Genomic DNA, 21,440 nt, shown 5'->3' with positions numbered 1-21,440 from the left:
GGCATGGAACTACTTTTGCTGCCGGTGGCGAAGAATTTACCGATCGATGCCCAGGCCGCTGCTGCAGCTACACTTGCTGCACCACGTTTTGGCCGGACAGAAACACTGCCGAACGCGGTTTTTATCACTGATTTCAAAATTGTGGAGGGGTTTGTTTTGCACAGCCTGTGACAGGTCTATGGTCGCGTGTACCGTCTGGGCAGCAAAGCGATAAAAGAGAAAACCCTATGGCCCGTGAAATGGTATTCGACTATGTGATTGTCGGCGGAGGTTCCGCCGGCTGTGTACTGGCCAACAGGCTCAGTGCCGAGGAGCGGCACAGAGTCTGTCTTCTGGAAGCGGGACCGCCGGACCGCAGTCTTTTGATCAATATGCCCGCGGGCATCGGTTATCTGGTGCCGGGGGAGCGCTATAACCTGCACCATTACACTGAGCCGCAGATGCATTTGGAAGGGCGCCGCCTGTTTTGGCCCCGCGGCCGCACGCTGGGCGGCAGCAGTGCCATCAACGCGATGATCTATATGCGCGGCAACAGTGACGACTACGACGCCTGGGAGGCCGCGGGCAACCCCGGCTGGGGCTGGCGCGACATCTTGCCCTACTTTCTGCGGGCGGAAGGCAATGCCAGGGGTAGCGATGCCTTTCACAGTGGCGCGGGTCCTCTATCGGTGTCTGACCTGCAATGGAAGACAGAGGCCGGGCGCGCTTTTGTGCGCGCGGCCCGTTCCGCCGGCCACCCGTTCAATAACGACTTCAATGGCAGTCATCAGCACGGCGTAGGGTTTTATCAGGTGACGCAGAAACACGGTCGCCGGTGTTCCGCCGCCGCGGCTTATCTGCACCCAATTAAAAACAGGCCCAATTTGAGCGTTTTTACCCGCAGTCAGGTCGCACGCTTGTTGTTCAGAGGGGATCGGGTAAGTGGGGTGGCGCTGATTAACGGCAAGCGCATATTGGCCAACAGGGAAGTACTGCTCTGCGCTGGCGCCATCCAATCGCCGCAATTGCTGTTGCTTTCAGGTATTGGCCCCGGCGAAGCGTTGAAAAAGCACGGGATACGGCTGCAGGCACACTTGCCGGGAGTGGGCAAGAATCTGCAGGACCACCTGGATATCACCCAGGTAGTGCAGGCTTCGGAAGCGGTAACTTTTTCCAATTCTCTGCACTCGAAATTACAGATGGCTCTACGTCTGCCGGAATTTCTTTTGGCACATCGGGGGCCGCTCACCAACAATGTGGCCGAGGCGGGGGGATTCGTCTTTTCCAGTCGTGCTGGCGGACAACCGGACATTCAATTTCACCTTTCCGCGGCGCCGCTATTTGAGCACGGACGGAAAAAGCCCGGAGGCTATGGTTACTCGTTGCACGCCTGTGCACTGAGGCCCAGAAGCCGCGGGGAAATCATATTGGCGGATGGCGACCCCAGGTCGCTGCCGCTGATACAGCCGAATTATTTAAGCGAATCCGAGGATATGGCAGTGATGGTGGAAGCGTTTGAAATGGCGCGCGATATTTTGATGCAAGCGGATATGCAGCGTTACCACAAGCGCTGGTGGAGTCCGGATAAAGCGCTGCGCAGCAAGCTATCCATCAAACGCTTTATCCGGCGCCATGCGGAGACCATCTATCACCCGGTGGGTACCTGCAAGATGGGCCGTGATGAGATGGCCGTGGTGGACGCGGAACTCAAAGTGCATGGCGTGGATGGACTGCGCGTGGTCGATGCCTCCATAATGCCCGCCCTCATCAGCGGCAATACCAATGCACCGGTCATTGCCATCGCGGAAAAAGCGGCGGATTTGATTCTGCAGAAGCGGGCGAGTCCGCCGCAGGTAAACACGGAAACTCTGAAAACCGAATGATCTGGCAATGTCCTGTCTGTCAGCTGCCGTTGCAGTGCGATGATACGCGCTGGCATTGCGCCAACCATCACAGCTATGACTGTGCCCGAGAGGGCTATGTGAACCTGCTGCCGGCCAACCGAAAACGCAGCAAAGACCCCGGTGATTCCGCGGAAATGTTGCGCGCGCGGCGCCGCTTTCTCGACGCGGGTTACTATCGCCCGCTGGTTGAGGCGGTGACGGCGCTACTGCCATACACTCCCGGTCGACAATTACTGGATATTGGCTGTGGCGAGGGGTATTACCTCCGCGCACTCGAGGCCGCAGGCTGGCCGTCGCAGGCACTGGCGGGCGTGGATATTGCCAAGGCCGGCGTGCGTCTGGCAGCCAAGCGCATGCCGGATGTTCAGTTTGTGGTGGCCAGCAGTGTGGAGCTACCTTTGGCGCAGGACAGTGTCGACCACTTGCTGCGAATCTTCGCTCCAGCTGCGGACAGTGAAATGCGCCGGGTGCTGAATCCGGGCGGTTCACTGTTGGATGTATCTCCGGGGCCGGAGCACCTCTGGTCACTGAAGGCGGCCCTCTACGACGAGCCGCGCCTCCATCCACCGCCCGGGCGGGTGGACGGATTTGTACCGGAAATGGAAGTCCGTTGCTGCTTTCCATTTCGGGTTCAGGGGCGTGAGGCGATCGCGGATTTTCTGATGATGACTCCTTTCGCTTGGAAAGGCAGCCGGGATATGCGCCGCCAGCTGGAACAGCAAGACAGTCTGAATCTGGAAGCGGACTTTGTGGTGCGCCGCCTGGTCGCTACGGAACCTTAGGTTGCGTCGCTTAATGGCGGCAAAGATACTTTGCGCCCAGATGAGAAGCGCATGTGGTGGGATGGATATGACGGGCCCGTCGATAGGCTTCGGTATGCGGCGGATTAAATAAGACTATCCCGGCTACACGACGTCGGTATAACAATTTATCTGGGAACTTTATGGCAACCCCGAGAGATTACGGATTTATGCGCCGGGCCCTGGAGCTGGCGGAAATTGCCGGTGCGCGCGGTGAAGTGCCGGTTGGTGCGGTTTTGGTGTTCGAGGGAGAGGTTATCGGCGAGGGCAGCAACCGCCCGATTGGTAACTGTGATCCCAGTGCCCACGCGGAGGTCATCGCCCTGCGCCGCGGGGCTGAGCGGATGCGCAACTACAGACTGCCGCAGACTACCCTCTATGTCACTATCGAGCCCTGCACCATGTGCTTCGGCGCCATGATACACGCGCGTGTCGGCAGGCTGGTGTACGGTGCCTCGGAGCCGCGTGCCGGCGCGGTGGAAAGTCGACTGCAGCTCGGCGCGTCGGATTTTTACAACCACAAAATTTCCGTGGAGGGCGGTGTATTGGCGGAGGAGGCCGCGGCTCTGGTGAGGGAGTTCTTCGCGGACAGGCGCTGAGATGCTGGTTGCTTATCTACTCAACAGTTTTCTTGTGGCGGCGACAGTGCTGATTCACCACGAATCGCTCAACGGGCTGTTCCGGCTGGGGCAGAAGTTGTCGGTGCGGCGGAATTTGGCGGTGTTGATCGGTGTGTTCGGTGCTCTGTTCGCGCACGTTGCGGAAATCTGGCTGTTTGCCCTCGGTTACTACTATATGGTGCGGTCCGAGGATTTCGAAACCCTGGCCGGCAATTTTGATGGCAGTTTAATTGACTGTGTTTACTTTTCCTTTACCACATACACGTCTTTGGGGTTTGGCGATATCGAACCCATGGGCTATTTGCGCTTTACCGCTGGCCTGGAGGCGCTCGCAGGATTGATGATGATTACCTGGAGCGCCTCTTTTATGTTTCTGAAAATGCAGAAATATTGGGAAGTTTAAACTGAGCCCAAAGTCTATTTTATCGTCCGGACACCCTTGAGCTGGAAATAGCGCTTGCGAGAATGCACTGAAGTTTCCGTTAAAACTTGAGCCGCGGGGTGCGTCCCGGACGTTTTGTGGGGTTCTGAGCCGGGTAAAATGCACGCGCGTTCCGCCGCAGATAGTAATGGCGCTCCAGGCTGCGCCAGAGTTTACCCAGCGGGTGCAGCCAATAGAGCCAGGTTGCGACTTTGTCCCGTCCCGCGTTGGACTTCACGATACTGGATTCGTGTTCCGTTTCCCACAGCAGGTGCGGCTCCACGCCGTAGAGTTGCAAATCGAACTGCCAGAAGTGGTCAAACAGCTTGTCGATGGGTTCGAAGATGCGGCTGCCGTGTGCCAGCACCTTTTTCATGCCCGCGCGGTTGATCAGATACCCCTGCGCTCCACACCAGCCGCGCTCTGGCCGCACCAGTGTGTGACTGCCATCGGCGAGCGGCTGTATTTCCTTGCGCTTGCGCACCTTGAGGCCCATCAGGCGCACCATTTCCACATTTGCGGGCAGGCGCTCCAGCTCCGCCAATACCTTGCCGAAGCTCGGTTCCAGGCGTACGTCGTCTTCGAGAATACAGACCCGTTCGAGACCGGACTCATAGGCGCGGCGTATGGCGCGCAGGTGCGCCAGATAGCATCCGACTTCGGAACTTTTCAACTCGCATAAATGGCGCCAGCGAGTGGTGCCTTGGGAGAGGCGTTCGCCACGCTCAAATTCAGGCATACCACTGCGGCCATCGACGCCGGGGATGGCAGTCGTTGGCAGGCGCTGTGCTCGCAGTGATTCCAGTAGCGATTTTACCCGCTCCCCATCCGGGTCCAAGGTGATCACCCAGCAGGGTGCTTTGGTGATGTGCGAAGTTTGTGGGCGTTGCCGTGTAGGGCGCTCGCGCTTATGCGGTTTCTGTGGCCGCGGCTGGTAGGCGGGCGCCGGCTGTGTCGCCACTCGCTGCAACTGAGCGGAGGCGCCATTGGCTACAGCCACCCCCGTGTTGCCGGCCAGTTGTTTCAGAAGCTGGCCGACCATGTCCACAGGGATATTAGCGAAGCGTTTGAGTGCCGCGGTGAAGCGGCGATGATTTTGCTGTTTCATCCGCGCCTCCCACTTACACACTTCAGAGCTGGTGTGAGAGAGGAGAGGAGTCTGTTGAGCATGCGATCACCTTATCTGCAACGCGGTCGCCAGCGGGCGACCAATCCAGCGGTTGCTACTGCGGTCCGTGATCGAGCAAGGTTCGGCGCCTGGGCCGACCATCCCTGTGTCCGAATCTGGATTTTTTGGTTGATTCGTCTGTTGACTTTCAGAAGGTGGCCGGACACCGCTCGGCGCCGACGGGATGGAGACGAGAACCGCCCCCAGGATAGCTACCAACCCCCCAATACCTACCTTCTTGTTATCTTTCTTTGGTTTGTTTGCGGAGTCTAACCTTAACGCGGACGCTCGTACTGTTGAACGTCTGATTTTGGGATCTATCTCACATAGTTTGTCAGGTGCGGAAGAGGAGAAGCGGCTTGCGAATTAATCATAAGGTCAGGTGCTAGCCAAATTACATAGGGTTGTACAATTAAGCAAAGTTTAGCTGTGACTTTGCCGATTGTGTTAAAGCTCTGCCGATGGCGATGGACGGCCTTTCTATCACTTGATAGATAAGATGGGAAATGGCGATAGCGAACAGCGTAGTGATAAAAATATAGAAGCCAAGTGATAGGTTGGCGAGCGGTAGACCCCATTGCTGTTGAATTGACCAGTCGAGCACTTTAATGGCAATCGGATGGAATAGGTAAACAGAGTAACTGATAAGCCCCAAATACAGAAACTGCCGGGGAGGGGTTTTGCGCATCAGCAGTCCTCCCAAAAAAACTACAAGTGCAATTAGGTGAGAGAGCCCGAACCGTGCGGGGTTATTGACCAGATTGTGGCCCAGTAGGCCAAGAGTCAGTACTGCCAGGGGTAAAGAAAAAACAGTAAAAACACCCAGAATAGTGTAGTGGTAATCAGATCGGTTAATGTAAGTGTGACGGATCAGTGCGCCACAAAACATAACTGCCAAGCAAAACGGGGTGTAAGTGATGGGGGAGGGTAGGTTGGTAAGTTGAGGCATAAATTTACCGGCTAATTGCCAAACAACGAATATGAATAGATTGCTCAAGCAGGCTAGAAGCAGAGCTGCGGGCCGGTTGAGTAATTTCATCGCAAATAAGAGGGCAACCAGGCAGTAAAAGATTAGTTCGATTGTGAGAGTCCAGTATAGTCCCTGAATATTCTCATAACCAAACAATCCTTGTAGCATTGTGATGTTAGCTACAATAGTGCCTGTTGAAAGGTGGCTGTTGTCTACGAAAACAGTAAAGACTATCGCGGCGAGTAGTGATATCCAGTAAGGGGGGTAGAGCCGGAAGAATCGTCTTATAGCGAATCTCTTCAGAGAAGACTCTGTTTCGGAGAGACTATAGGGGATCACGAACCCCGAAATCAGGAAAAAGCAAATAACTCCGATTCGGCCGAAGTCAACCGTCGAGGCTATATCAGCCAGCGCTGTTCCATGTTGAGCTATTCTAGGGTTTCTAACAAAGAGCTCGCTGCTGTGTTGCCACACTACTAGTAAGGCAGCAATTCCACGTAGGGCATCTAGGTTGAAAAAACGGCTATTCATTGTCGTTTATTCGCGTTATTCAGCTCGTATCGAGTCGAATGGTCGTCCATGGCGCTTAACCAAGATACGAAAAAGCCCGCACTAAGCGGGCTTTCAAACTTGGTACCAGAGGCCGGACTCGAACCGGCACGGGTTTTACCCCAACGGATTTTGAATCCGTCGTGTCTACCAATTTCACCACTCTGGCACTGGCTCGGGGCCCGAGAATGCACACCGGAACCGCGAGAGGGGCCGATTATAGCGATGCGAGGCTCGCGGTCAACAGGATTTGGCGCGAAGAGCGGTTTCCGTTACTCTTCGCGCCCCTTGGTTCTCCAAACTGCTGATTGCCGGACTGATTCCATGCGCCGCCAGGATTTCCACTTCGAACTTCCCGATGAACTGATCGCCCGCGCGCCGGCAGCAGAGCGCCGGGGCAGCCGCCTGCTGTGCCTGGATGGCCCCAGCGGCGCTGTCCAGCACCGGCACTTTGCGGATCTGGCCGATCTGGTGGATACCGGTGACCTGCTGGTGTTCAACGATACCCGGGTTATTCCGGCGCGCCTGTTCGGGCGCAAGGCCACCGGTGGCCGCTTGGAGATACTGATAGAGCGGGTGCAGGGCGAGCGCGATGCCTTGGCTCATATTCGCTTCAGCAAGTCTCCCAAACCCGGCAGCGAAATATTACTGCAAGACGGTACCGAGCTGCGGATGGTTTCGCGCCGCGGTGCGCTGTTTGAACTTGAGTTTCCCGCAGAAGGCGTGCTGCCGGTGCTGGAGCGGCTGGGGCATATGCCGTTGCCGCCGTACATCGACCGGCCCGATGAGGACGCGGATCGGGAGCGCTACCAGACGGTATACAGCCGGGAAGCCGGCGCAGTGGCGGCGCCGACGGCGGGATTGCATTTTGACGAAGCTATGCTGGAGACCCTGCGCCACAAAGGTGTGGAGACTGCGTTCGTGACTCTGCATGTGGGCGCCGGCACTTTCCAGCCGGTGCGCGTGGACAACATATTCGAGCACGAGATGCACAGTGAGGTGATGAATGTGCCTGAATCCGTCTGCCGCGCGGTGGCGGACTGCCGTGCCCGTGGCGGTAGAGTGATCGCAGTGGGGACCACCAGCGTGCGGGCCCTGGAGAGTGCGGCGGCCGGAGGTGAGCTGAAACCTGTCGTGGGGGAAACGGATATCTTTATCTACCCCGGCTATCAGTTTCGCGTCGTGGATCGCCTGATTACCAATTTCCACCTGCCGGAATCCACACTGCTAATGCTGGTCAGTGCATTTGCCGGTTATGATCAGACAATGAATGCCTATCGGGAGGCGGTGCAGAAGCGCTACCGTTTCTTTAGTTACGGGGATGCGATGCTGATCGATCGCAACCCCCATGTGAGCGGCTGGTGAGTCTTCACATCTCTCAGTCCGCAGCCAAAATTCAGGTCCGTAGCGCGTGGGAGTGCCGCTGCAAGCTGGCATTTGCCGCCCGGGCCGGTACCAGAATCAGGAGTTTCCCTTGAGTCGCCAGTGCTTTATGCAGTTTGAATTGGACACCACCGACGGCAAGGCCCGACGCGGGCGCTTGCGTTTTCCACGCGGGGTGGTGGAGACGCCGGCGTTTATGCCGGTGGGTACCTACGGTACCGTCAAAGGGATGCTGCCGCGGGATATAGAGGCCATTGGGGCACAGATCATCCTCGGTAATACATTTCACCTGATGCTGCGCCCGGGGGCCCAAGTGGTGCAGGAACACGGGGATCTGCACGACTTCATGCAGTGGCAGGGGCCTATTCTGACGGACTCCGGCGGCTTTCAGGTATTCAGCCTTGGAGATCTGCGCAAGATCACCGAGGAGGGCGTGTCTTTCCGATCGCCGGTGGATGGCAGTCCGGTTTTTATGGGGCCGGAAGAGTCCATGCAGGTACAGAGGGCGCTGGGGTCGGATATTGTGATGATCTTCGATGAATGCACGCCTTACCCTGCCACGCCCGAAGAGGCGCGCAAGTCCATGGAGCTGTCCCTACGCTGGGCGGAGCGCTCCAAACGGGCTCACGGAGACAGCCCGTCGGCGCTGTTTGGCATAGTTCAGGGTGGTATGTATCCCGAGCTGCGGGATATTTCCCTGCGCGGTCTGACCGATATAGGTTTCGATGGCTATGCCATTGGCGGCCTGTCGGTGGGTGAGCCCAAGGAGGAGATGATCCGGGTGCTTGATCATTTGGCCCACCGAATGCCGGCGGACAGGCCCCGTTACCTGATGGGCGTGGGCAAGCCGGAGGATATTGTCGAGGCGGTGCGCCGGGGGGTGGATATGTTCGATTGCGTGATGCCCACCCGCAATGCGCGCAATGGCCATCTGTTCACCGCCGAGGGCGTTGTGAAGATCCGCAATGCCAGGCACCGGCACGACACAGGCCCCCTGGAAGCGGATTGCGACTGCTATACCTGCAAGAATTTTTCCCGCGCCTATCTGCACCATCTGGATCGCTGTGGCGAGATGCTCGGTGCCCAGCTCAATACCATTCATAATCTGCGCCATTATCAGCGGCTGATGCAAGGGCTGAGAGAGGCGATTGCCGCCGGGGCACTGGAGACTTTTGTGATCGATTTCTATCGGCGACTCGGGCGTGATGTGCCGCCACTGTCATCGTAATTGCGGGCGCCAGTCCGGGGCTGATTTGTACCCTAATACTATCCCCGTATAATCGGCCTCCATTTGGGGGAAAGGCGCCTTGCAATCCGGCACGGGAGCCCGCATATCCCCCGACATTGCCAAAGTTTACCGGCCGTAACGGCCCCACTAGAACAATGAGAGCAGCATGAATCGCTATCCCCTCTGGAAGTATCTCCTGATTCTCGCGGTTGCGGCCCTCGGCATTTTGTATGCCGCGCCCAACCTCTACGCACCGGATCCCGCCGTGCAGATTTCCGGCCAGTCCAGCGCTATGACCGTGGGGCAGGGTGTGCTCGAGCGGGCACAGAAGGCACTGGATGACGCTGGTATCGCCTATTTTGGCGGCGAAGTGCAAGACAAGGCGGTTTTGCTGCGCCTCAAGTCAATCGAAGAGCAGTTGCCAGCCAAACGAGCCATACAAGAGGCTCTGGGGCACAGTGAATATGTAGTGGCGCTGAACCTGGCCTCCACTACCCCGGATTGGCTCGCCAATATGGGGGCCAGTCCGATGAAGCTGGGCCTGGACCTGGCCGGTGGGGTGCACTTCCTAATGGAAGTGGACACCAACACCATCGTCAAGACCAATATGGAAGGTTACGCGCAGGATGTGAAAGCCAAGCTGCGTGCGGCCAAAGCCCGCTACCGCAGCGTGGAGTTGGTGGATGAGCGGGAAATCGTTGCCCGTTTCCGCAGCGAGGAGTTACGTGATCTGGCGGTCTCCACCATGCGTAAGGAGTTCCCGCAACTGCAGCTGACCGAATCCGGCAGTGGCGACAATCTGATCGTGCGTGCGACATTGTCTGACCAGGAAGTTAAGCAGTTGGAGGATTACGCGGTAACTCAGAACCTCACTACCCTGCGCAACCGCGTTAATGAGCTGGGCGTGGCGGAGCCAATCGTGCAGCGCCAAGGGCGCAACCGCATCGTGGTGGAGCTGCCCGGTGTTCAGGATACCGCCGAAGCCAAGCGCATTATCGGCAAGACCGCCAACCTGGAGTTCCGCATGGAGGCGCGTCCGGACACGCTGGTCACCAACAAGGAATATTTCGAATACCGGGATGAAAGACAGCGCCAGATGTACGGTGGTGCATGGCTGGAGCGCAAGGTGATTATCAAAGGGGACCGGGTAACCGATGCCCGCGTCGGCTACGACGAGAGCGGCTTCCCGCAGGTAAACATCACCCTGGATTCCCGCGGTGGCGAATTAATGCATCGCGCCACTTGGAAAAACGTCGGCCGTCGCATGGGCACTCTGTTTATCGAAAGCCGTTTCGTGCCACAGGCCCGCACGGATGAGCAGGGCAATGAAGTCATTGTGCAGCAGCGCACCGACGACAAGAAAATCATCAGCCTGGCCACGGTACAAAGTGCTTTGGGGCGTCAGTTCCGCATTACCGGCCTGGACAGTCCTGCGGAAGCGCAGGAGTTGGCGTTGCTGTTGCGAGCGGGAGCCCTGGCGGCACCCATGTATTTTGTTGAGGAGCGCGTTATAGGTCCGTCTCTGGGTGCGGACAATATCGAAGTGGGTGTGACTTCGGTGCAGATCGGCCTGCTGGCGGTGGTGATCTGCATGCTGCTTTTCTATCGGGTGTTCGGCCTCGCTGCCAACCTCGCCCTGCTGGTGAACATGATATTGCTGGTAGCCGTGATGTCGATTATCGGGGCAACACTCACTCTGCCCGGTATTGCCGGTATCGTGCTGACGGTGGGTATGGCGGTAGACGCCAATGTGCTTATCTTTTCGCGAATACGGGAGGAACTCAGGAATGGCATGTCGCCACAAATGGCGATCAGTGCCGGCTTCGATAACGCCTACAGCACCATTGTCGATGCCAATATCACCACGCTGATTGTGGCGGTGATCCTGTACGCGATTGGTTCCGGCCCAGTGCAGGGTTTCGCGGTAACCCTGTCCATCGGCATTTTGACCTCCATGTTTAGCGCAATCATGGGGACCCGTGCGTTGATCAATCTTTTCTACGGCGGCCGCCGTGTGCAAAAACTCTGGATCTGAGGAGTCGGCGATGAGCGAGACCAAAGTAGAGAACGGAAAAATTACCGAATATATGGGCAAGCGCGTGTTTGATTTTATGCGGTGGCGTAAATTGGCCGCGGCGCTATCCATCGCCATGGTGGTCGCGTCTATTACTGCCCTTGCAATGAACGGCCTACAGTTCGGCTTGGATTTTACCGGCGGTACGCAAATTGAAGTGGCTTACGAGCAGGCGCCCAATGTAGAGTCGGTCCGCGATCAGTTGGATTTGGCCGGTTTCGAAGGTGCTTCGGCGGTGCGATTTGGCTCCGATAACGAAATCCTGATCAAGCTGCCGCCGGAAGTGGCCGAGGCGCAGACTCAGATCAGCGCCCGCGATGAAAAGGCGTCACAAACCATCGGAGACAAGGTGGTGGAGGTGTTGCGTCAAAACAGCGATGGCGCTGTGGAGTTGCGCCGCGTGGAAATGGTGGGACCGCAGGTCGGTGAGGAGTTGCGGGACGACGGCGGGTTGGGCATGTTGTTCGCACTGGCCGTGGTGATGGCCTATGTGGCGCTGCGCTTTCAATATAAATTTTCCTTTGGTGCCGTGACGGCCCTGGCCCACGATGTGATCATCGTATTGGGTTTTTTCGCCCTCTTTAAACTGGATTTTGACCTGACGGTTCTCGCAGCGGTGTTGGCGGTGATTGGTTACTCCCTTAACGACACCATTGTTGTCGCAGACCGCATTCGCGAAAATTTCCGCAAAGTGCGCAAGGCGAGTACCGAGGAGATAATTAATATTTCCATCAGTCAGACGCTGGGCCGTACCTTTATGACCTCATTCACCACTCTGTTGGTGCTTTGGGCATTGCAATTCTTCGGCGGCGAGCTGATTCACAACTTTTCCCTGGCGCTGATTGTCGGTGTGGTGGTGGGTACTTACTCATCCATATACGTGGCAGCCAACGTGCTGATGTTCCTGAAGATTACCAAGGAAGACATGATGCCGCCGGTCAAGGAAGGGGCGGAATTGGAAGAAATGCCTTAAGAAGCGCGTTGCCCCGGTTAAGCCGGGGCTAACCAAAACAAGGTGGTACAGCGACTGTGCCGCTGGCCGCGGAGAAAGATAAAGGAAGTAATCAGCTGCGGGGTTTTTTGCCCAGGGTGATGTGTCTGGGGCCTGAGGTGTTGGTCTGCCCGCTGACCCCTTTGGGGACCTGCTGGATCTTACCGCCAGCGGCGAGAAATGCCTGAACCTGTTCCTCGATACTTTCGCGGGTTTCGACGGCGGCGGGCTGTTTGCGCTTGGCGGAGGTGGAAGCTTTTTTGGCCACGGTAATTTCCGGTTTTGAGCGTGAACCACGCATTATACATAAAACTGGATGAAATTTCACCCAATCGATTAAGTGGTATTCATACCGCCGTTCCATGAATGATTTTTGGCCTGGATCCATGGAGGCCGGATTTGATAATGCCCGGCGTTTACCGGGCATATTTCCCGTATGTCTCTGTGAGTCGGGTGTTCTATCAGGGGCAGTTACCTGTCCGCCAAATGCTGCCATCGCTGCTGTGCAGTGTGGTCCAACCCCAGGTTGATCCTGGCATGGCATCGCCGCTCCCTTTGGCAAAGTAATCCGGTGTCAGGGGATTGCCGGTACTGTATGCGCGCCCGGCGGCCTTGTGGTAGTAATTGTATGTTGAATAGTCGCTGCAACTGCTGTTGCTTCCGTCGTTACCGCCGCTATTACTGTCATTATTGCTGCAGGCCACTGCTGGGCCGCTGCAGCTGCCGTCACCATCTCGCCACTGGCACCGGTCGCTGGAAATAGGATATTCGTCCAGCCGGAAAGGTGCAGTGCTGTATTCGAGATAGCAGTTGGCATAGTTGGTATAGTCCAGGCGACCTGCAACGATATGATCATCGAGGGTTGCGGTCACACCAGCGTCCACGGTAAAGGTGACACTGGCGGTGGCCTTGAGACCGGTCAAGTCGGTGGCGGTAACAAGGGCAGTCTGCTCGCCCCCTGGCAGGTTACACTGTTCGGCCCTGAAAGCAGTCCCGGTTACCGAGGCGGTGACACTGTCGTTGGCGAAAGCTACCACCAACGAATCCAGGTTCTGGTTTTCATCGATGACAGTGCCCATGACCGATGCGCACTGACCGCTGGTTTCGGCGGAGATATCGCTCAGTTCCGGCGCCATCGGGGGCGGTTCCGGCCCAACCCGCACTGTCTGCGCGTAGGCTTCGCTTTTCGCCCCCTCATTGTCGGTGGCGACTATGGTGACCAAGTAGAGGTTATCAGTCAGTGAGTCGCTGGTAATAAAAAAAAACCGCTGTTATCGACCTGACCGCTGGCGCTGGACGTGATGTTCCCGCTAAATGTGGCGTTTACCTGAGAGATGCTGCCCTCGGCATCGGTCGCGTTGCCGCTGACGAGGATGCGGTCGCCACTGGAGCTGACTTCCACATTACTGAGTACTGGCTGCTGATTCCGGTCAACCCGTTTGTTGTTGTTGGCGAAAAATTGTCCCAGGTAGCGTGCGTAATTAATGCCTGCGCTGCTGATATAGCCTCCCGTAGCGCCCTCGCCGCCAGACCAGGAGTGGTCGACACCGTCCAGCCATAGCATGGAAACGCGACCGTCTTCCCAGAGGGTTTCCTGGGCGCTGCGGCCGTCTTCGGAGATGGTGTTTGTTCCGGAAAGCTGACTGACACCGTAGACACCCGCCATACCGTCCGCATTTTGTCGGTTGTAGCACTGATTGACCGTCGAGTCTTCCGTGCCGTGTGCAATGGATGCAATTTGGGTGGCGAAGTGGTTGGCGTAGCTGCCGGCGTAATTGTTGCAACGGCTAGCCACATCGGCAGCTTCGCAGGGGCCCAGAGCGCCACTGGCGCTAGTGCCAATGCTCGGCCCGGCGCTAACGCCCACGCCGGCGAAAACGTCCGGCGCCAGGCAGGCGGTGGTGTTGGCAAAGCTGGCGCCGGAGGAGAGGCCAGCGATGTAGACTTGGTTCGGATCTATCCCCCGGCTACTGTCGCCGGCCATGGTGTTGGCCAGATTAATCAGATTTTGGTAGTCGCCAGCGGAGCGGGACTTGCTGCCCTGCCAGTAGGACCAGCAGTTATAGCCCGCTTTGTTCATGGCGTCGGGTACGGCAATCACCATGCCGAATTCCTCAGCGGCGTCTTCCAGGTTGGCGGTCAGATAATTGTCGATAGGTTGTACGCATCCGTGCAGGACGATCAGCAGTGCTTTGCCGTTGCCGATCGGCGAACTGTTCTCCGGGGTGTAAATATGCACCTTGTTGAAACCGCCAACGGAGACATTCTCTTGCCAGCTGCCGGCTTGAGCTGTCGCAGTCGCGCACAGTGCCGCGGTGGCAAGCAAGCGCAGGAGGCGCCCTTGCAGGAGCTTGGAAGTCATCATCGCATTCACCTTTTATTGTTATTCGGGCATCGGACAGCCTAGAAGGGCAGGGGGGGGGATGGGAATGCGACCTTGGTTGTAGCGACAGATGTCGGGCTGACAGGTTTTCCCGTGCGCGCGGCCACTGGTGCAGGGGGCGCAAGGGCACCGGGCCTCAGGAGGTCTCCCGGTCTTCCCCCTGGGATATGGTTGCCGAGGATAGTGGCCATCCGCCCAGTGCCTTCCATTTATTCACGATCCCGCAGAAGAGTTCGGCTGTTTTCTCTGCGTCGTATTCGGCGGAGTGGGCACTGCTGTTATCGAATTCTATTCCCGCGACTTGGCAGGCCTTGGCCAGAACCGTCTGGCCGTAGGCGAGGCCGGCGAGAGTGGCGGTATCGAAGCAGGAAAAGGGGTGAAAGGGGTTGCGCTTGATACCGCAGCGCTCCACCGCGGCATTGATAAAACCGAGGTCAAAGTGGGCGTTGTGGGCAACCATGATGGCGCGGGTACAGCTGTGTTTTTTCACCGCGCTGCGGATCTTGCGGAACATTTCCGGCAGGGCCATTTCCTCGGGAATGGCTTCGCGTTCCGGGGACTCCAGGTCTATGCCGATAAAGTCCAGGGCGGATTGCTCTATGTTTGCGCCCTCAAAGGGTTCCAGGTGAAAAGTGTGGGTCTCCTGCGGAAAGAGCTGGCCCTCTTCGTTCATATCCAGGATAACCGCGGAGACTTCCAGCAAGGCATCGGTGCGCGCATTGAAGCCGCCGGTCTCCAGGTCCACCACTACGGGCAGGAAGCCGCGGAATCGTTGGGCGAGTAGGCTTTTGGGTCCTGTGGGTTCTTCCGCGGGGGTCACTCGATGTCCTTCTTTGGTCTGTCGGGGTTAGTTTATTGAAATGCGAAGTCCGCTGCGGCAGCAGGTTTGGTGGATGCTTGCTGAGGTTTCACAAGCAGCTGCCGCTCCAGGGACTTTGCCTTTCAGTTTTTGCACGTGGCTAATGTTCTGTTTTTAAACCAGCTTCCAGTTCAATGTTTCCCCGGCCGCCAGTGGAATCAAGGGTTCTCCACCCATATCCAGGTGTTCGGGCAAAGACCAGGGCTGTTTCACCAGGGTGATGCGATTTTCGTTGCGTCGTAGGCCGTAAAAGTCCGGCCCGAACTCACTGGCGAAGCCTTCCAGTTTGTCCAGCCTGCCGGCGCGGTCAAAGGCCTCGGCGTAGAGTTCTATGGCTGCAATGGCTGTGTAGCAGCCAGCGCAACCGCAGGCGGCCTCTTTTCTGCCCTGGATATGGGGCGCCGAGTCGGTACCGAGAAAGAACCGGGGGCTGCCGCTGGTGGCTGCCTCCATCAGGGCGGCCTGATGGTAGCTGCGCTTTAGAATCGGCAGGCAGTAGTAATGGGGGCGCACGCCGCCTACCAGCATATGGTTGCGATTGTAGAGCAGATGGTGGGCGGTGATAGTGGCGCCCACGCCTTCGCGCGCTTTCTGCACGAACTCGACCGCATGGGCTGTGGTGATGTGTTCCAAAACGAGCTTCAGGTTCGGGAAATCCTCCACCAGTCTGGTCAGCACCTTCTCGATGAACACCTGCTCGCGGTCGAATATGTCGATATCGCTGGTAGTCACCTCGCCGTGCAGCAGCAACTTCATGCCGGATTCCTGCATGGCCTCCAGCGCTGGGTAGATATTGGCCAGATCGGTAACGCCCGAGTCGGAATTGGTGGTGGCGCCCGCTGGATAGAGTTTGGCGGCGACAACGCCGGCTTTGCGGGCCCGTCTGATGACTTCCGCATCCGTCCTATCGGTGAGGTATAGGGTCATCAGGGGCTCAAAATCGGTGCCTTCAGGGATTTGCTCAAGGATGCGTTGTCGGTATGCGCGAGCATCATCCGCATTTGCAACCGGCGGAACCAGGTTCGGCATCACAATGGCGCGGCGGAATTGGCGGGCCGCGTCAGTAACTGTACGCGCGAGGGCGGCGCCGTCACGCAGGTGGATGTGCCAGTCGTCTGGGGCGCGAAGGGTGATCTGCTCCGTCATATTGCTCTGTGTAACCGGGTAAAGATGAGCGGGTTAGGGGCGCGCATGCTACCGGAAGCGCGGATAAATTGCGATGCACGGGCTGTTCATAATATGATCAACTGCTGTGGTGAATCGCTTTCCGCTAGTCGTTCGCCGAACTTGGCGCTACAATCGCGCCCCGAAAGAGGTACCGAGAGTACCACTCCTGGGCACACCTCCAAGAATAATTCCCCAGATCGACACCGATTTCGTGCGCGGAGACCACCGGCCCCGGCGCTTGTGGTGGCGCTTATTTGATTCAAGCGGCAGCAGAGGACAGCAATGAGCAAAATCGACAAGGTGGTATTGGCGTATTCCGGCGGGCTGGATACCTCGGTGATCGTACGCTGGTTGCAGGAGACCTATGACTGCGAAGTGGTGACTTTCACCGCCGATATAGGTCAAGGCGAGGAAGTGGAGCCGGCGCGGGCCAAAGCCGAGGCGCTCGGGGTCAAGGAGATCTACATCGATGACCTGCGCGAGGAGTTCGTGCGCGATTTCGTCTTCCCGATGTTCCGCGCCAACACCATCTACGAGGGGGAATACCTGCTGGGTACCTCCATCGCCCGCCCACTGATCGCCAAGCGCCTGATTGAAATCGCCAACGAGACTTCCGCCTCTGCGATCGCTCACGGCGCCACCGGCAAGGGCAACGATCAGGTGCGCTTCGAACTGGGCGCTTACGCCCTGAAGCCCGGCATTCAGGTGATCGCTCCCTGGCGTGAGTGGGATCTGACTTCCCGCGAAAAGCTGATGCGCTACTGCGAGCAGCACAAGATTCCAGTGGATTTCTCCTCTGGCAAGAAGAAGTCCCCTTATTCAATGGATGCCAACCTGCTGCATATCTCCTATGAGGGCGGCATTCTGGAAGATCCTTGGGCGGAGGCCGAGGAGAGCATGTGGCGCTGGAGCGTCAGCCCCGAAGCGGCCCCCGATCAGCCCACCTATATCACCCTGACCTTCGAGAAGGGTGACGCGGTGGCCATCGATGGCGAACGCATGAGTCCGGCAACCCTGCTGGAGAAGCTGAACAAGCTGGGTGGCGCCAACGGAATCGGCCGCCTGGATATTGTCGAGAATCGCTACGTGGGCATGAAGTCCCGCGGTTGTTATGAAACACCTGGCGGCACCATCCTGTTGAAAGCGCACCGCGCGATAGAGTCCATTACCCTGGATCGCGAAGTGGCGCACTTGAAAGACGAGCTGATGCCGCGTTACGCAAAGCTGATCTACAACGGCTACTGGTGGTCGCCCGAGCGGCGCATGCTGCAGGCGGCAATCGATGAGTCTCAGCAGGTGGTGAATGGAGATGTGCGCCTGAAACTGTACAAGGGTAGCGTAAGCGCCGTGGGGCGCCGGTCTGCGGATAGTCTGTTCGACGAGCGCATCGCCACCTTTGAAGAGGATGCGGGTGCCTACGACCAGAAGGACGCCGAAGGCTTTATCAAGCTGAATGCCCTACGTCTGCGCATTGCCGCAGGTAAAGGAAGAAAATTGATATAGATCAGCCGCGCGGGGCCGATGATGCGTTTAAATCCTCGCCCTGCAACCAGTGCGGACGATTGTGACGCAGAAAGCCGCCGCTTTGGGTGCGGCTTCTGTCGTTCAACGTAAACAAATTTTAAAAAGCAACGGAAGTAACGCAATGACGACATCGGTGGCAAAGACCGGCCCTGTGCCGGGCTATGACTACAAGATCGTGCGCCAGTTCACCATAATGTCCGTGGTCTGGGGTATCGTTGGTATGGGAATGGGGGTGCTGATCGCCGCTCAGCTGGCTTGGCCTGCCCTCAACGACTTCTGGCAGCCGTTTTCCCACTTCGGCCGCCTGCGTCCGCTGCACACCAACGCGGTAATTTTCGCCTTTGGCGGCAGCGTGCTCTTCGCTACTTCTTACTATGTGGTGCAGCGCACCTGTCAGACGCCTCTCTGGGGTGGCTGGCTGGTACCTTTCACCTTTTGGGGTTGGCAAGCGGTCATCGTTGCCGCCGCTATCACCCTGCCGCTGGGTTACACCTCCACCAAGGAGTACGCTGAGCTGGAGTGGCCGATCGATATACTGATCACCCTCGTCTGGATCGCCTACGCCCTGGTTTTCTTCGGCACTATCGCCAAGCGCAAAACTTCACATATCTACGTGGCCAACTGGTTCTTTGGCGCTTACATCATCACCATTGCCGTGTTGCATGTCGTCAACAACCTGGAGATTCCGGTTGCGCCGTTTAAATCCTATTCCATCTACTCCGGCACTAAGGATGCGATGATCCAGTGGTGGTACGGCCACAACGCGGTGGGCTTTTTCCTGACCGCGGCCTTCCTCGGCATCATGTACTACTTCGTGCCCAAGCAGGCCGGACGCCCGGTGTATTCCTACCAGCTGTCCATCGTGCACTTCTGGGCGCTGATCTCGATCTACGTTTGGGCCGGCGGCCACCACCTGCACTACTCGGCGCTGCCGGACTGGACCCAGAGCCTGGCCATGGTGATGTCCGTGATTCTGCTGGCCCCCTCCTGGGGCGGCATGATCAACGGCATCATGACCCTGTCTGGAGCCTGGCACAAACTGCGTACTGACCCGACACTGCGCTTCCTGGTGGTATCCCTGTCTTTCTACGGCATGTCCACCTTTGAAGGGCCGATGATGTCCATCAAGACAGTCAACGCCCTGTCTCACAACACCGACTGGACCGTGGGTCACGTTCACTCCGGCGCTCTGGGCTGGGTGGCCATGATCTCCATCGGCGCCCTGTACCACCTGGTGCCGGTGCTGTGGAAGCGCAAGGAAATGTACAGCGTGAAGCTGATCAATGCGCACTTCTGGCTGGCCACTGTGGGCACCGTGCTCTACATCGCCGCTATGTGGGTGAATGGTATTACCCAGGGCTTGATGTGGCGTGCGTTCAACGCCGACGGCACGCTAACCTACAGCTTCGTGGAAAGTGTGATTGCCAGCCACCCGGGTTATGTCGTGCGCTGGATCGGCGGCTCTCTCTTCCTGCTGGGAATGTTGCTGATGGCTTACAACGTGTTCCGCACCGTGACCGAGACGGAGAATGCCGCTCGTGAAGACAACACTAAGGCACAACCGGTAGCGGCGTAAGGAGGTCAGATCGTGAAAAACCATGACATCGTAGAAAAGAACATCGGTCTGATGATCGCCTTCATCGTCATTGCCATCAGCTTTGGCGCGTTGGTGGAGATAGTTCCGCAGTTCTTTACCAAGGACAACAACGAACCTATTGCCGGCCTCAAACCGCTGGGTCCGATTGAGCTGGAAGGGCGCGATATCTACATCCGCGAAGGCTGTCACGTCTGTCATACGCAGATGATCCGCCCGCTGCGCGCGGAAGTGGAACGGTATGGCCACTACTCCATGGCGCAGGAATACGTTTACGAATTTCCCTTCCTGTGGGGATCCAAGCGCACCGGTCCGGATCTGGCCCGCGTAGGCGGCCGTTACTCCGATGAGTGGCACCGCGCGCACTTGTACAACCCGCGCAGTGTAGTGCCGGAATCCATTATGCCTGCTTACCCCTGGCTGTTCGACAATGTCGTCACCGGTGAGTACACGGCCAGGAAAATGGAAGCGCTGCGCACATTGGGTGTGCCTTATACCGACGAGGACATCGCCAATGCCTCCAAACCCTTCATCGGCGACAAGGTGAAGGAGATAGACGCACTGGTGGCCTATCTGCAACAGCTGGGTACTGTGGTACAGCAGAAACGCTGATCCGCGACGAGGTTTAGCATGATTGACATATTGCGGCAGATCGCCGTCGTTCTCGGAGCACTGGCATTTCTCGCCATCTGTTGGTGGGCCTTTTCTCCGAAGCGCAAAAAGCGCTTTGAGGAGGACGCCAAGCTGCCGTTCGCCGATGAAGAGCCTTCAACCGATGAAGCTCGCGGGGACAAAGATGAATCCGGAGACAAATCCGGCGCGAAACAAAAACAGGGGCAGGATAAGTAATGAGTACATTTTGGAGTCTGTGGGTAATTGTGCTCACCCTCGCGAACCTGGGTCTGATTGCCTGGGTACTGTTTGCCAACCGCAAAGTGGCGGTGGATGACCAGGCGGATCCGGAAAACAAAACCACCGGTCACGTCTACGACGGCATCCAGGAATACGACAACCCGCTGCCCAGATGGTGGTTCATGCTGTTCGTGGGTACCTTGATATTTACCGCTATCTACCTGGCGGTTTATCCGGGGCTGGGTAACTTCAAAGGGCTGCGTGGCTGGACTTCCGTGAATCAGCTGGAGGCCCAGCAGGCGAAGGCGCAGGAGCAGTTCGACGATACTTTCGGCAAGTACCTGGATATGCCTATCGAACAGATTGCCGAAAGCCGCGAGGCTTTGAAAATGGGTGCGCGCATCTTTGCCAACAACTGTGCTGTGTGCCACGGCGCGGATGGTGGCGGCAACTATGGCTTCCCCAACCTCACCGATAACGACTGGCTCTACGGGGGTACGCCGGAGAAAATTCTCGAGACTATTCACGAGGGTCGGCAGGGTGTGATGCCGCCACAGGGTCCGGTAATTGGCGAGGAAGGTGTCAAGAATGCCGCAGAATATGTGCTGGCTATGAACGGCCTCGAGCACAATGCCGAGATGGCCGCCGAGGGCAAGAAGATCTTCGGCACCGTTTGCATGGCATGCCACGGTATGGACGGGAAGGGTAACCAGGCGCTGGGTGCCCCTAATCTGACCGACAATATCTGGCTCTACGGCGGCAGCCGCGAGCAGATACAACACACCATCCGCGGCGGTCGTCAGAACCAGATGCCGAGCCAGAAAGACAAACTGCGCGAAGACAAGATCCGCCTGGTGGCGGCCTATGTCTACAGCCTCTCTCGTCAGGAAGAGGTAGAGCAGTAGTTTTCCAATCTGAACCATCGACCCGGCGCGGCCGGGTCGCAACGGGATCCCGGGCGTCGCACGGACGAA

Annotated in this window: 21 protein-coding genes and 1 tRNA gene; 14 read left to right on the top strand and 8 right to left on the bottom strand. The window is 57.6% G+C overall.

What is annotated here, in order from left to right:
• Positions 1–3: 3 nt before the first annotated feature.
• The 5 genes from A3224_RS16915 (at position 4) to A3224_RS11155 (ending at position 3,706) form a co-directional block, all read left to right on the top strand.
• The gene (locus tag A3224_RS16915) at positions 4–171 is read left to right on the top strand and encodes a hypothetical protein (RefSeq protein WP_175487792.1); all 168 of its coding nucleotides are present in this window, start codon (positions 4–6) and stop codon (positions 169–171) included.
• 56 nt (positions 172–227) lie between these two features.
• Positions 228–1,862 (top strand): GMC family oxidoreductase, encoded by a 1,635-nt coding sequence (locus tag A3224_RS11170; protein WP_082817501.1) that lies wholly within the window; start codon positions 228–230, stop codon positions 1,860–1,862.
• On the top strand, positions 1,859–2,665 hold the full coding sequence (locus A3224_RS11165; RefSeq protein WP_067154503.1) for a putative RNA methyltransferase: 807 nt from the start codon (positions 1,859–1,861) through the stop codon (positions 2,663–2,665). Before A3224_RS11170 ends, A3224_RS11165 begins: the two co-directional genes overlap by 4 nt.
• Positions 2,666–2,826: 161 nt before the next feature.
• Positions 2,827–3,282: a tRNA adenosine(34) deaminase TadA gene (tadA, locus tag A3224_RS11160; RefSeq protein ID WP_067154500.1), complete on the top strand. Its 456-nt coding sequence runs from the start codon at positions 2,827–2,829 to the stop codon at positions 3,280–3,282.
• A 1-nt stretch (position 3,283) separates the two neighbouring features.
• Positions 3,284–3,706 (top strand): potassium channel family protein, encoded by a 423-nt coding sequence (locus A3224_RS11155; RefSeq protein WP_067154497.1) that lies wholly within the window; start codon positions 3,284–3,286, stop codon positions 3,704–3,706.
• A gap of 79 nt (positions 3,707–3,785) precedes the next feature.
• On the opposite strand, the gene A3224_RS11150 is transcribed toward A3224_RS11155, so the two are convergent.
• From A3224_RS11150 to A3224_RS11140, 3 genes are all read right to left on the bottom strand, one after another.
• Complete coding sequence (locus A3224_RS11150; protein WP_067154494.1) at positions 3,786–4,832, bottom strand: glycosyltransferase family 25 protein; 1,047 nt, start codon at positions 4,830–4,832, stop codon at positions 3,786–3,788.
• 472 nt (positions 4,833–5,304) lie between these two features.
• Entirely contained in the window at positions 5,305–6,393 is a 1,089-nt protein-coding gene (locus A3224_RS11145; RefSeq protein WP_067154491.1) for an acyltransferase family protein, read from the bottom strand.
• 100 nt (positions 6,394–6,493) lie between these two features.
• A tRNA-Leu gene (locus A3224_RS11140) sits at positions 6,494–6,580 on the bottom strand.
• Positions 6,581–6,735: 155 nt separating this feature from the next.
• Between A3224_RS11140 and queA the strand changes: the two genes are divergently transcribed.
• The 4 genes from queA to secF all read left to right on the top strand — a co-directional run bounded on the left by queA (position 6,736) and on the right by secF (position 12,069).
• Positions 6,736–7,776, top strand: coding sequence for a tRNA preQ1(34) S-adenosylmethionine ribosyltransferase-isomerase QueA (gene queA / locus A3224_RS11135; protein WP_067154488.1), 1,041 nt, complete (start codon positions 6,736–6,738; stop codon positions 7,774–7,776).
• A 127-nt stretch (positions 7,777–7,903) separates the two neighbouring features.
• Complete coding sequence (gene tgt, locus A3224_RS11130; protein WP_067154484.1) at positions 7,904–9,022, top strand: tRNA guanosine(34) transglycosylase Tgt; 1,119 nt, start codon at positions 7,904–7,906, stop codon at positions 9,020–9,022.
• Between the two features lie 166 nt (positions 9,023–9,188).
• The gene (secD, locus tag A3224_RS11125; protein ID WP_067154481.1) at positions 9,189–11,057 is read left to right on the top strand and encodes a protein translocase subunit SecD; all 1,869 of its coding nucleotides are present in this window, start codon (positions 9,189–9,191) and stop codon (positions 11,055–11,057) included.
• Between the two features lie 10 nt (positions 11,058–11,067).
• Positions 11,068–12,069: a protein translocase subunit SecF gene (gene secF, locus A3224_RS11120; RefSeq protein ID WP_067154478.1), complete on the top strand. Its 1,002-nt coding sequence runs from the start codon at positions 11,068–11,070 to the stop codon at positions 12,067–12,069.
• 91 nt (positions 12,070–12,160) lie between these two features.
• Here secF and A3224_RS11115 read toward each other — a convergent pair whose 3' ends face one another.
• From A3224_RS11115 to pyrC, 5 genes are all read right to left on the bottom strand, one after another.
• Positions 12,161–12,355: a hypothetical protein gene (locus A3224_RS11115; protein WP_139223229.1), complete on the bottom strand. Its 195-nt coding sequence runs from the start codon at positions 12,353–12,355 to the stop codon at positions 12,161–12,163.
• Between the two features lie 193 nt (positions 12,356–12,548).
• Positions 12,549–13,310, bottom strand: a complete 762-nt coding sequence (locus tag A3224_RS17140) for a hypothetical protein (protein ID WP_197462977.1) — start codon at positions 13,308–13,310, stop codon at positions 12,549–12,551.
• A gap of 14 nt (positions 13,311–13,324) precedes the next feature.
• On the bottom strand, positions 13,325–14,452 hold the full coding sequence (locus A3224_RS17135) for an extracellular catalytic domain type 1 short-chain-length polyhydroxyalkanoate depolymerase (protein WP_197462976.1): 1,128 nt from the start codon (positions 14,450–14,452) through the stop codon (positions 13,325–13,327).
• A gap of 154 nt (positions 14,453–14,606) precedes the next feature.
• Positions 14,607–15,290 (bottom strand): ribonuclease T, encoded by a 684-nt coding sequence (gene rnt / locus A3224_RS11105; RefSeq protein WP_067154475.1) that lies wholly within the window; start codon positions 15,288–15,290, stop codon positions 14,607–14,609.
• Positions 15,291–15,443: 153 nt separating this feature from the next.
• Positions 15,444–16,475 carry a dihydroorotase gene (gene pyrC, locus A3224_RS11100; protein ID WP_067154472.1) on the bottom strand — a complete coding sequence of 344 codons (1,032 nt, stop codon included), beginning with the start codon at positions 16,473–16,475 and terminating at the stop codon, positions 15,444–15,446.
• 303 nt (positions 16,476–16,778) lie between these two features.
• Between pyrC and A3224_RS11095 the strand changes: the two genes are divergently transcribed.
• From A3224_RS11095 to ccoP, 5 genes are all read left to right on the top strand, one after another.
• On the top strand, positions 16,779–17,999 hold the full coding sequence (locus A3224_RS11095) for an argininosuccinate synthase (protein WP_067154470.1): 1,221 nt from the start codon (positions 16,779–16,781) through the stop codon (positions 17,997–17,999).
• A 142-nt stretch (positions 18,000–18,141) separates the two neighbouring features.
• Positions 18,142–19,596 carry a cytochrome-c oxidase, cbb3-type subunit I gene (ccoN, locus tag A3224_RS11090; RefSeq protein ID WP_067154468.1) on the top strand — a complete coding sequence of 485 codons (1,455 nt, stop codon included), beginning with the start codon at positions 18,142–18,144 and terminating at the stop codon, positions 19,594–19,596.
• A gap of 12 nt (positions 19,597–19,608) precedes the next feature.
• Positions 19,609–20,226, top strand: coding sequence for a cytochrome-c oxidase, cbb3-type subunit II (ccoO, locus tag A3224_RS11085; protein ID WP_067154465.1), 618 nt, complete (start codon positions 19,609–19,611; stop codon positions 20,224–20,226).
• Between the two features lie 18 nt (positions 20,227–20,244).
• The gene (locus A3224_RS11080; protein ID WP_067154462.1) at positions 20,245–20,463 is read left to right on the top strand and encodes a CcoQ/FixQ family Cbb3-type cytochrome c oxidase assembly chaperone; all 219 of its coding nucleotides are present in this window, start codon (positions 20,245–20,247) and stop codon (positions 20,461–20,463) included.
• Positions 20,463–21,371 (top strand): cytochrome-c oxidase, cbb3-type subunit III, encoded by a 909-nt coding sequence (ccoP, locus tag A3224_RS11075; RefSeq protein WP_175487793.1) that lies wholly within the window; start codon positions 20,463–20,465, stop codon positions 21,369–21,371. The genes A3224_RS11080 and ccoP overlap by 1 nt, the downstream gene beginning before the upstream one ends.
• Positions 21,372–21,440: the final 69 nt, after the last annotated feature.

The sequence above is a fragment of the Microbulbifer thermotolerans genome, from assembly GCF_001617625.1.
GTDB classification, from domain to species: domain Bacteria; phylum Pseudomonadota; class Gammaproteobacteria; order Pseudomonadales; family Cellvibrionaceae; genus Microbulbifer; species Microbulbifer thermotolerans.
This window is presented reverse-complemented; position numbering and strand designations above follow the sequence as displayed.